Origin of the sequence: Thauera sp. 63, assembly GCF_000310165.2 — a bacterium.
Classification (GTDB): domain Bacteria; phylum Pseudomonadota; class Gammaproteobacteria; order Burkholderiales; family Rhodocyclaceae; genus Thauera; species Thauera humireducens.
This window is the reverse complement of the sequence record NZ_AMXC01000032.1, coordinates 1-11,357: the sequence shown is the minus strand read 5'-3', so window position 1 is coordinate 11,357 and position 11,357 is coordinate 1. Positions and strand designations below refer to the sequence as shown.

The window sequence follows — 11,357 nt, the reverse complement described above, 5'->3', positions numbered from 1 at the left end:
GTTCACGCAGACATGGCCACGCAAGACACCCGACAACGCGTCCTCATCATCGACGACACCCCCGAGAACATCGAGGTTCTGCGCCAGCTGCTGCGTGGGGACTACGTCGTCCAGGCCGCGATCAACGGGAAGAAGGGCCTCGACATCGCCCAGGCCCAGCCGCAGCCCGACATCATCCTGCTCGACATCATGATGCCGGAGATGAACGGCTACGAAGTCTGCCGCCGGCTCAAGGGCCTGCCCGCGACCGAGCACATTCCGGTGGTGTTCATCACCGCGCTCGACCAGACCGGCCACGAGACCACGGGTCTCGAGCTGGGGGCGGTGGACTACATCCGCAAACCCTTCGAGCCGCTGGTGGTGAAGGCGCGGGTACACAACCACCTGCGACTCAAGCGCTACGAGCAGGAGCTCGAGGCACTGGTGCAGGAGCGCACCGCGGAGCTGGCCCTGACCCAGCAGGTCACCATCGAAGCCCTCGCCTCGCTGGCCGAATACCGCGACAGCGAAACCGGCGGTCACATCAAGCGCACGCAGCACTACATGCGGGCGCTGGCCACCCACCTCGGCCAGCACGGCCCCTACCGCGTGCAGCTCGACCCCCAGACCATCGAGCTGCTGTTCCGCTGCGCCCCCCTGCACGACATCGGCAAGGTCGCGGTACCCGACAGCATCCTCCTCAAGCCCGGCAAGCTCACCGCGGAGGAGTTCGAGCAGATGAAGCGGCACGTCGAGTACGGTGCGAATGCCCTCGACGTCGCCAAGGGCCAGCTCGGCAGCAGCCACTTCCTGCGCCTGGCCCGCGAGCTGATCCTCGGTCACCACGAGCGCTGGGATGGCAGCGGCTATCCCAACGGGCTCGCCGGGGAGGACATCCCCCTGGCCGGTCGGCTGATGGCGCTGGTCGACGTCTACGATGCGCTGATCTGCACGCGGGTTTACAAGGAAGCCTTCAGCCACGCCGAGGCCGCGAAGATCATCATCGATGAGCGCGGCGCGCAGTTCGATCCGGTCGTCGTCGACGCCTTCGTCGAGCTCACCGAGCAGTTCCAGGCAATCGCCCACACCTACTCGGACCGCCTCCTGCCCCGTTCCTGAACCTCAGCCCGGTGGCAGGAAGGCCGCGAACGCGGCCGGCAGCGGCGCGTTCTCCAGGCTGCGCTGGGTGAACAGGAAGCGGCCGTCGCAGACGAAGCCGAGATCGGCCCAGTCGACCGCATTGAGCGCGTCGCGGAAAGCCTCGACATCCACATCGGGCCGGCGCGGAAACACCGCCATGACGGAGCCGTCGTAGTCGGTGCAGTCATGGACGAAGAAGGGGCGCGCCGCGCGCGTCTTGCCGTTCACATAAACGCGCGGCTGCGCGCTGCGGTAGTGCATGCGGCCCCACATCCACCAGTTCGATTCGTCGAAGCGCGCCACCTTGCGCTGCAGGAGGCGCACCTTGTGCGGCTGCAGCACCGCTGGCGGCGACTCGCCCGGCTCCGGCCAGATCATGCGCCTGGCCTGGCCGGTGCTGACGGTGGACGAGCACACGAAATCGCGGTTGCCATGCGCGGCGTCGGCGTACAGGTCGTCCGCACCGGACACCGCGCCGACCTTCACGAACGCCACGTCCGACAGGCGCAGCGGATAGTCGCCGCGCGCGAACATCAGGTGGCCGGCGCATTCGAGGAAGTGACGGGAGACCCACGCGGGGACGGCCAGCGCGGTATCGAGCGCGTCCTCGACGCCGATCTCGCAGTAGCGCATCGCGCGTTCGCTGCGACCCTTCTCGAAGCGCCAGATCAGGCAGTTGGGCACGGCGTCGGGAAACACGCGCGCGTCGCCCAGCTCGATCGCGTCGGTGATGCTGCCCGTCTCGGCCAGCAGGCGGTTGAGCCTGACCGCCGAGGTCGCCTTGAGGAAGTCGCGCGGCGTGATGAAGATCAGCTCGCCACCCGGCCCGAGGTGGCGCAGGCATTTCTCGATGAAGAACAGGTACAGGTTCGAGCGTCCGTCGAGGCAGCGGCCGTGGCGCCCCTGGGCGATCAGTTCGCGCGTCGCCGCCGGGATGTCCTGGAAACGGACATAGGGCGGGTTGCCGATGATGGTGTCGAACTGCTCGCGCTCCGGGTAGGCAAAGAAATCAAGCGCCAGGGCCCCCGGCGGACAGTGGTCGGCATCCAGCTCGAGCCCCACCGCGCCGGGCAGGTGGCGCAGGAAGGCACCGTCACCGCAGGAGGGCTCGAGCACGCGGCCGCTGTTGCGGCGCAGGGCCAGCATCGCGCGCACGACCGGCTCGGGGGTGAACACCTGGCCGAGCGCGGCGACGTCGCGCAGGCCGAGCCCCATTTGCTCAGACACGGCGCGCTCCTCGGCAGGGAACCACCCGGGGGGTGCGGGAATCAAGGCAGGTTGACATGGGCGGCGATGTTACCAAGGCTGCTGCCCGCCGGGGCGGTCCGGTGTGCGACGCGGCCGCCCTTCCCCGGCCTCGAGCCGCCCGAAGGCGCACACCGGACGTCGCCGATGCCTGCCCCCTCTGCCCACGCCCACCCGCCCGACGCCGAAGCGCTGTTGCGCCTGATCGACGAGGTCGTTCGCGAACTGCAACCCGGCACGACGCGGCGCGCCAGCCTCGACAGCCCGCTCGACCGGGAACTCGGCCTCGACAGCCTGAGCCGCGTCGAACTGCTCGCCCGCATCGAGCGCCGCTTCGTCCTGCGCCTGCCGACCGAGGTGCTCGCCGACGCCGAGACGCCGCGCGACCTGCTTCACGCCCTGGCGCAGGCCGCCCGCGCCCCCACACCATCGCCCCGCAGCGCCGACATGGAGGGCGGCATGCCGCCGCCGCAACCCTCCGCCCCCGAGCCGGCAACGGCCGGCGCCACGCCGCCGCTCCCGGAGTCCGCCGCAACCCTGGTCGAGGTCCTCGAATGGCACGTCGCACGCCATCCGGAGCGCGTCCACGTCCGCTTCCTGGTCGATGACGCGCATGCGGAGACGCTCACCTGCGCGCAACTGCACGAGGTGGCCACGCGCTTTGCCGGCGCGCTCGTCGCACTCGGCGTGCGCCCCGGCGACTGCGTGGCGCTGATGCTGCCCTCGGGCCTGGACTTCTTCCGCTGCTTCTTCGGCATCCTGTTCGCCGGCGCAGTGCCGGTACCGATGTATCCGCCGGCGCGCCCCAACCAGATCGAGGAGCACCTGCGCCGACAGGCCGGGATCCTGCACAACTGCGAAGCGAGGGTGCTGATCACCTTCGACCGCGTGCGCCCGCTGGCCCGCATGCTCGCCGGGCTGGTTTCCACCCTCGCCCATGTCAGCACGCCGGACGCGCTGGCCGCAAGCGGACGCGCACCCCTGCCGCCACAGCCGCTGCGCAGCGCCGCGCTCGGCCTGATCCAGTACACCTCCGGCTCCACCGGCGACCCCAAGGGCGTCGCCCTGAGCCACGCCAACCTGCTCGCCAACATCCGCGCCTGGGGCCGCGCCGCCGCGCTTGGGCCGCAGGACGTGTGCGTGAGCTGGCTGCCGCTGTATCACGACATGGGCCTGATCGGCACCTGGCTCGGCAGCCTGTACCACGGCCTCCCCCTGGTGCTGATGTCGCCGCTCGACTTCCTCGCCCGGCCCGAGCGCTGGCTGTGGGCGATCCACCACTACCGCGGCACGGTCACCGCGGCGCCCAACTTCGCCTTCGAGCTGTGCGTAAGGCGTCTGGCCGACACCGAGCTGGACGGGCTCGACCTGTCGTCCTGGCGACTGGCAGCGAATGGCGCCGAACCGGTCAACCCCGACACCCTGGCGCGCTTCGCTGCCGCCTTCAGCCGCTACGGCCTGGATGCGCACAGCCTGATGCCCGGGTACGGCCTGGCCGAATGCGCCGTGGGCCTGTGCGTGCCCCCGCCGGGGCGCGGTGTGGTGATCGATCCGGTGCAGCGATCCAGCGTGCGCCTCGGCACGCAGGTCAGGCCCGCGACGGACGACAGCGACACGCTGCGTCTCGTGTCCTGCGGCCCGGCCCTGCCCGGCCACGCACTACGCATCGTCGACGCCGACGGCCACCCCCTGCCCGAGCGCTGCGTCGGCGCAGTCGAATTCCGCGGCCCCTCGGCCACCGCCGGCTACTACCGCAATCCGGCGGCCACGGCCGCGCTGATCCGCGACGGCTGGCTCGCCACCGGCGACCACGGCTACCTGGCCGACGGCGAGCTCTACCTCACCGGCCGGGCAAAGGAGATGATCATCCGCGCCGGCCGCAACCTCTACCCCTACGACCTCGAGCAAGCGGTGGGCGAACTGCCCGGCGTGCGCAAGGGCTGCGTCGCGGTGTTCGACACCCTCGTGCCGGGCGAGGTGGACGAGCGCCTGGTCGTGGTGGCCGAGACGCGCACCAGCGATCCGCAGACGCGGGCGGCGCTCGAGGCCCGCATCACCGCCGCCGCGATGGACCAGTTCGGCCTCGCCCCCGACGCGGTCGTGCTCGCGCCGCCGCACGCGGTACTCAAGACCTCCAGCGGCAAGATCCGGCGCGCCGCCATCCGCGACGCCTACCTCGCCGGCACCCTCGGCGCCCCCAGCCGCGCCACCTGGCTGCAGGTGCTGCGGCTGCAGCGGGCGAGTCTCGCCGGCCGCGCGCGCCGGGCCGCCGAGGCGGTCCCACACCAGCTCCGGGCGGCGTGGGCGTGGTTCGCCTTCATGCTGCTCGCGCCGATCGCCACGCTGGCCATTCTCGTTCTGCCACGCCTCGAGCAGCGCTGGACGGCCTGCCACCGCCTCGCCCGCCTGCATGCGTGGCTATGCCGCTGCGCGCTGCGGGTCGAGGGCGTCGAGCACCTGCCAGCCAAGGGCTGCGTGCTGGTCGCCAACCACGCCAGCTACATCGACGGCCTCGTGCTCGCCGCCGCGCTGCCGCAGCCGGTGCGTTTCGTGGCCAAGGCCGAGCTGCGCGACAACCGCCTGTTGCGGCCGCTGTTCGAGCGCATGGGCACGCATTTCGTACGTCGTTTCGACGCCGCACATGGTGTCGAGGACGCCGACACGCTCGCCGCCGGAGCCGGCACAGGTGCGCCACTGCTGTTCTTCGCCGAGGGCACCTTCAGCGCCCGCCCCGGCCTGCAGGCCTTCCGCCTCGGCGCCTTCCAGGCGGCCGCGCGCCAGCACCTGCCCGTGGTGCCGGTCGCGCTCGCCGGCACCCGTGCGGTGCTGCGCGACGGCAGCTGGCGACCGCGGCCCGGCGCGCTCGCGGTGACGGTCTGTGCGCCCCACCAACCCGATGGCGAGGACTGGCACGACCTGCTCGCCCTGCGCGACGCGGTGTGGGCCGACATCCTCGCGCACTGCGGCGAGGACGATGCGACCCGGCGCTGAGCTTGCCTGAGGCACCACCCGCGAAGCCTGAACCGGCCCGGTCGCACCCCGGACGCTGCCGCGCAGCATGGCGGGGGCGCCTCGCCCCTGCCTATACTGCAGCCATGGGTGACGTCCGCCCGTCCGTCTTACACACGAGGAAATCCGCATGTCCCACTGGTACCCCGACAACGCCGAATCCATCGGCCACACCCCGCTCGTCCGTCTCAACCGCGTGCTCGACGGCGCACCGGCGACCGTGCTCGCCAAGATCGAGGGCCGCAACCCGGCCTTCTCGGTCAAGTGCCGCATCGGCACCTCGATGGTGAAGGACGCCGAGGCGCACGGCCGTCTCGGTCCGGGCAAGGAGATCGTCGAGCCCACCAGTGGCAACACCGGCATCGCGCTCGCCTTCGTCTGCGCCGCGCGCGGCATCCCGCTGACGCTGACCATGCCCGAGACGATGAGCATCGAGCGCCGCAAGCTGCTGGTCGCCTACGGCGCGAAGCTGGTGCTGACCGAGGGCGCCAAGGGCATGAACGGCGCGATCGCCAAGGCGAAGGAGATCGCCGACAGCGATCCGGGCCGCTACGTGCTGCTGCAGCAATTCGAGAACCCCGCCAACCCGTCGATCCACGAGACCACCACGGGCCCCGAGATCTGGAACGACACCGATGGCGGCATCGACATCCTGGTCTCCGGCGTCGGCACCGGCGGCACCATCACCGGCGTCTCGCGCTACATCAAGCGCGTGCGCGGCAAGGACATCCAGTCGGTGGCGGTGGAGCCCGCCGCCAGCCCGGTCCTGACCCAGCACCTCGCCGGCCAGCCGCTCGCTCCTGCGCCGCACAAGATCCAGGGCATCGGCGCCGGCTTCGTGCCGAAGGTGCTGGACCTGTCGCTGGTCGATGCCGTTGAGCAGGTGAGCAACGAGGACGCAGTGCTCTACGCCCGCCGCCTGGCGCGCGAGGAAGGCATCCTCGCCGGCATCTCCTGCGGCGCGGCCACCGCGGTCGCGGTGCGCCTGGCGCAGCGGCCGGAAAATGCCGGCAAGACCATCGTGGTGATCCTGCCGGACTCGGGCGAGCGCTATCTGAGCTCGATCCTGTTCGAGGGGATGTTCGACGAGAAGGGGCTGGCGATTTGAGCGCCTGCGTGCGGGCTTCCTGAACCGAAACCGTGGCGCGGGGTGGTCGTTCAAGCGCTAGTGCTTGATGCCGGCGTTGTTTTTTGAACCTTCTGTGCTCGACCGCCCGGGGCGATGGACGCGCACGGGGTGTTCCTTCCGGGGCTGTGGAACTCGCCCTTCGGGCTCGGACAGTCCTCGCCCCTTCAGGAACACCCCGCACGCATCCTGGGATCGTGAGTTCAGCTCAACGCAACGACAACACCCCTGGCAATGAAGCTCCGCGGACGTCCGCGGCACGAGAGCGCTACGCGTCGAGGCTCGATGGTCTCGGTACCGTCGAGCCTCGACAACGGTAGCCGGGGATGTGCGGGGTATTCGTAAAGGGGCGAGGACTGTCCGAGCGAGGAATCGAGCGCTCGTTTGCGTACCCTCCGCAAAGCACCGCGCAGCGGTGCAGCCCCGGAAGGCATACCCCGCGCGTCCCCGGCGGTTCGAAAGCGCTCAAGCTCAAGCTCAAGCGCAGCTTGGAAGGCTGAGCAGTCATTCCGACCTGGGAGCACGTCCAACCATGCCGATCAAGACCCGCCGCGCCTACGATCCACCCACCCCCGACGACGGCTGCCGCGTGCTCGTCGACCGCCTGTGGCCGCGCGGCCTCAAGCGCGAGACCGCGGGCGTCGACCACTGGCTGCGCGAGCTCGCGCCGTCGAACGAACTGCGCCAGTGGTTCGCCCACGACCCCGCACGCTGGGGTGAATTCCGCCGGCGCTACGCCGACGAGCTGCAATCCCCCGCCGCAGGCACGGCGCTCGCCGAACTGCGCGGCCTGATCACCGCGCATCCGGTCGTCACCCTGCTCTACGCCGCGCGCGACACCACCTGCAACAACGCCGAGGCGCTGCGCCTGTGGCTGGAAATGGAGGCCGGCCCGGGCGGAACCTGAAAACGCCCCGGCAACGGCTGCCTCCATCAGGCCCCGGCCAGCCCCTGGCGCGCCGCGCTCGCGCTCTCGTAGAAGCGCGCCGGGATGCGGCGCTTCTCCAGCTCCTCGCCGAGCTTCATGCGCAGGAAGCCGTTGGTGGTGTAGCGCGTCACCGTGCGGTAATGCGCGTCCATGAGCCCCCTCACCATCTCCACGTAGTCATCCACCAGCTCCGGCACGATCGAGAAACGGTCGTAATTGACCACCGCGTCGACCTTGCGCCCGAGCGGGGCCAGCGTCGCGCGCACTGCGTCGCGGATCGCGGCGATGTCCTGCGGCGTGCGTACGGCGAGGCCCTCGAAATCGAGGAACAGCACGCCCTGCTGCGCGTCGTAGGCCACCCGCTGCGCCAGCGGCACGCCGAGCAGGTCGTGGCGCAGGCCCATCGGCTCGTCGGCGAAGATGCGCGCGTCCATCCGCGCCGGCGGATGCTTGATCACCGGAGCGAAATCCATCTGGTCGAGGATGTCGCGCTGCAGGTCGACGCCCGGCGCGATCTCGATCAGTTCCAGGCCCTCGGCACACAGGCGGAACACGCAACGCTCGGTCACGTAGAGCACGTCCTGGTTCCACTTCACCGCCTGCGGTCCGCTGAAGGTACGGTGCTCGACCGCGTCGACGAACTTCCGTGCCTGCCCTTCGTGCACGATCCGCAGGCTGCCCTGCTCCACCGCCACCTGCAGCGCGCCGGCGGTGAAGGTGCCGACGAAGACCACCTTCTTCGTGTTCTGCGAGATGTTGATGAAGCCGCCCGCGCCGGCCAGCCGGGGGCCGAACTTGGAGACGTTGAGGTTGCCCTCGCGGTCGGCCTGGGCAAGGCCGAGGAAGGCGATGTCCAGCCCGCCACCGTCGTAGAAGTCGAACTGGCTGGGCTGGTCGATGATCGCCTGGGTGTTCACCGCCGCGCCGAAGGACAGGCCGCCGGCCGGGATGCCGCCGATCACGCCCGGCTCGGCGGTCAGGGTCAGCAGGTCGATGACCTTCTCCTCGGCGGCGACGGTCGCCACCCCCTCGGGCATGCCGATGCCCAGGTTCACCACCGCGTCGGGCCGCAGTTCCATCGCCGCGCGGCGGGCGATGATCTTGCGCTCGCTCATCGGCAGCGCGGCGATCGCCGACAGCGGCACGCGGATCTCGCCGGCGAAGGCCGGGTTGTACTGCTCGCTGTAGGTCTGCATGTGGTGCTCGGGCCGGTCCGCCACCACCACGCAATCCACCAGCACGCCGGGAATCTGCACCTGGCGCGGGTTCAGCGAGCCGCGCTCGGCGATGCGCTCGACCTGCACGATGACGATGCCGCCGGAGTTGCGCGCCGCCATCGCGATCGCGCGCGCCTCCAGGGTCAGCGCCTCCTTTTCCATGGTGACGTTGCCATCGGAGTCGGCGGTGGTGCCGCGGATGATGCCGACGTGGATCGGGAAGGCCTTGTAGAACAGGTAGTCCTCGCCGTCGATCGGCATCAGCCGCACCAGCTCGGCGGTGGTGCGTGCATTGAGCCTGCCGCCGCCGAAGCGCGGATCGACGAAGGTGCCCAGGCCGACGCGGGTCAGCGTGCCCGGCTTGCCGGCGGCGATGTCGCGGAACAGGTGCGAGATCACCCCCTGCGGCAGGTTCCAGGCCTCGATGCGATTGTCCACCGCCAGCGCCTGCAGCTTGGGCACCAGGCCCCAGTGGCCGCCGATCACGCGCGCCACCAGGCCGTCGTGGCCGAGATGGTTGAGACCGCGGTCCTTGCCGTCGCCCTGGCCGGCGGCATAGACCAGGGTCAGGTCGCGCGGCACCCCACCGCCCTCGGCACCGGCTTCGCCGCCCTCGAGAAAGCGCTCCTCAAGCGCGATCGCGATGCTCTCCGGGAAGCCGATGCCGACGAAACCGCCGGTGGCGACCGTGTCGCCGCTGCGGATCAGGCGCACCGCCTCGCGCGCCGACACCACCTTGCCGGTGTCGGACGCGCGCAGCGAGGCGGCGATCGGATGTGTGCTCGTGCTCATTGCCGATCTCCCGCCTGTGCTCAGAAGTTGCCGAACAGGGTGCCGAGGGTGATCACCACCACCAGCGCCACGAGGGGGAACACAACGGTGTTCATCGCGATGAAGCCGTAGGACTCGCGGTGCGTCAGGCGGCAGATCGCCAGCAACGAGATCACCGCGCCGTTGTGCGGCAGCGTGTCCATGCAGCCCGAGGCCATCGCGGCGACGCGGTGCAGCAGTTCGGGGCTGATGCCGGCGGCGGTCGCCATGGCGAGGTATTCCGCGCCCAGCGTCTTGAGCGCGATCGACATGCCGCCCGAAGCCGAGCCAGTGATGCCGGCGAGCACGTTCACCGCCACCGCCTCCGAGATCAGCGGGTTGCCCGGCGCGATGCCCAGCACCAGGTCACGGATCACCACGAAACCGGCGAGCGAGGCGATCACGGTGCCGTAGCCGACTTCGGTCGCGGTGTTGAGGATCGGCAGCATCGAGCCGAAGGAGCCCTCGTTGATCGTCTTCATCAGGTCGGCCCAGCGCGCCCAGTGCAGTACCACCAGCAGCAGCACCGCCGCCGACAGTGCGACGATGATCGACCAGATGCCGATCAGCGAGCGCGCGTCCTGCAGGCCGCCGAACTCGGGCTTGGCGAGGTAGCTGGTGTCGATGGCCGGCAGCACCTGCTTGGCCATCACGAAGTTGAGGCCGATCACCACCAGGATCGGCAGCAGCGCGATCCAGAAGCCCGGGCGCGGCGCATCGGCCGGCTCGCTGTCGGGCTCGCCGCTGTGGTGGCCGTAGCCTTCGCCGGCGGCCATCAGCTTGCGCTGCTGGGCGCTCAGCCACCAGGTGCCGAGGCCGAACATGATCAGGCCGCCGATCAGGCCCAGGCCGGGCGCGGCGAAGGCGTCGGTGCCGAAGAAGGGGCTGGGGATGGCGTTCTGGATCGCCGGCGTGCCGGGCAGCGCGGTCATCGTGAAGGTGAAGGAGCCGAGCGCGATCGCAGCGGGAATCAGGCGCTTCGGAATGCCGGCCTCGCGGAACAGCGCGGCGCCGATCGGATACACGGCGAAGGCGACCACGAACAGCGACACCCCACCGTAGGTCAGGATGCCGCAGGCCAGCACGATCGCCAGCACCGCGCGCTGGCTGCCCACCTTGTTCACGATGGCATGGGCGATGGCGCGCGCCGAGCCCGAGTCGTCCATCAGCTTGCCGAACAGGGCGCCGAGCAGGAACAGCGGAAAGAACTGGATCACGTAGCCGCCCATGGCCTTCATGAAGACCTGGGTGTAGGTCGGCAGCAGCAGCGCCGCCTCGCCGGACATCAACACGGCCAGCAGCGCCAGCAGCGGCGCGAGCAGCAGGACGCTGATGCCGCGGTAGGCGAGATACATCAGCAGCGCGAGAGACAAAAGAATGCCTAGGGTGCCCATGGGGTTTTCTCCTCCTCGATGATTTTTTGGGTTTTCTTTCAGCCACGGACGCTGCCGCGGTTCCCGGCATAGACAGCAGCATCCGTGCCAGCTCAGCCACGCTGCGGCCGGAACGGGTCCCGAACGGGCGCACGCGAGCCCGGATCGCATGCGCTGATTGACTTATCGAAGCGACTTATTGCCGTTCGTCATTGCTGGAGACGGCGCACGATGGGCGCCCGGAAGACTCCAGAATTCAAGACATGTCCAGAAATACGGACACTTCGGGAGAGAAAGTCCAGATTTCTGGACAGCTCCGGCGCGCCACGCCACGCGGTTCAGCGCGCGATGCCGTGCTGCTGCAGCTTGGCGTAGAGGCCTGCGCGCGAGATGCCGAGCCGGCTCGCCGCCAGACGGCGATTGCCACCGCAGGCTCGCAGCGCCGCCAGCAGCGCCGTGCGCTCGGCGCGCGCGAGGCTGTCGGCGAGCGGCACGACGCGCTCGCCGGGCAGCGTGTTCGGCGGGGGAAG

8 protein-coding genes are annotated in these 11,357 nt (G+C 70.1%); 4 read left to right on the top strand and 4 right to left on the bottom strand.

Going from position 1 to position 11,357, the window contains the following annotated elements; translation table 11 throughout:
- Positions 1 to 12 precede the first annotated feature (12 nt).
- The gene (locus C664_RS17115) at positions 13 to 1,098 is read left to right on the top strand and encodes a response regulator (protein ID WP_004291254.1); all 1,086 of its coding nucleotides are present in this window, start codon (positions 13 to 15) and stop codon (positions 1,096 to 1,098) included.
- A gap of 3 nt (positions 1,099 to 1,101) precedes the next feature.
- On the opposite strand, the gene C664_RS17110 is transcribed toward C664_RS17115, so the two are convergent.
- Positions 1,102 to 2,334, bottom strand: coding sequence for an Eco57I restriction-modification methylase domain-containing protein (locus C664_RS17110; RefSeq protein ID WP_004291251.1), 1,233 nt, complete (start codon positions 2,332 to 2,334; stop codon positions 1,102 to 1,104).
- Between the two features lie 177 nt (positions 2,335 to 2,511).
- On the opposite strand from C664_RS17110, the gene C664_RS17105 reads away from it, so the two are divergent.
- From C664_RS17105 to C664_RS17095, 3 genes are all read left to right on the top strand, one after another.
- Positions 2,512 to 5,355, top strand: coding sequence for an AMP-binding protein (locus C664_RS17105; RefSeq protein WP_004291250.1), 2,844 nt, complete (start codon positions 2,512 to 2,514; stop codon positions 5,353 to 5,355).
- A 148-nt stretch (positions 5,356 to 5,503) separates the two neighbouring features.
- On the top strand, positions 5,504 to 6,481 hold the full coding sequence (cysK, locus tag C664_RS17100; protein ID WP_004291248.1) for a cysteine synthase A: 978 nt from the start codon (positions 5,504 to 5,506) through the stop codon (positions 6,479 to 6,481).
- A gap of 550 nt (positions 6,482 to 7,031) precedes the next feature.
- Positions 7,032 to 7,406 carry a DUF488 domain-containing protein gene (locus C664_RS17095; RefSeq protein ID WP_004291246.1) on the top strand — a complete coding sequence of 125 codons (375 nt, stop codon included), beginning with the start codon at positions 7,032 to 7,034 and terminating at the stop codon, positions 7,404 to 7,406.
- 26 nt (positions 7,407 to 7,432) lie between these two features.
- Here C664_RS17095 and C664_RS17090 read toward each other — a convergent pair whose 3' ends face one another.
- The 3 genes from C664_RS17090 to C664_RS17080 form a co-directional block, all read right to left on the bottom strand.
- A complete protein-coding gene (locus C664_RS17090; RefSeq protein WP_004291243.1) occupies positions 7,433 to 9,436 on the bottom strand; it encodes an acyl CoA:acetate/3-ketoacid CoA transferase in 2,004 nt (667 codons plus the stop codon).
- A 20-nt stretch (positions 9,437 to 9,456) separates the two neighbouring features.
- Positions 9,457 to 10,848 carry a GntP family permease gene (locus tag C664_RS17085; protein WP_004291242.1) on the bottom strand — a complete coding sequence of 464 codons (1,392 nt, stop codon included), beginning with the start codon at positions 10,846 to 10,848 and terminating at the stop codon, positions 9,457 to 9,459.
- A 317-nt stretch (positions 10,849 to 11,165) separates the two neighbouring features.
- On the bottom strand, positions 11,166 to 11,357 hold a 192-nt coding region (locus C664_RS17080; protein ID WP_004291240.1), incomplete at its 5' end, for a helix-turn-helix domain-containing protein.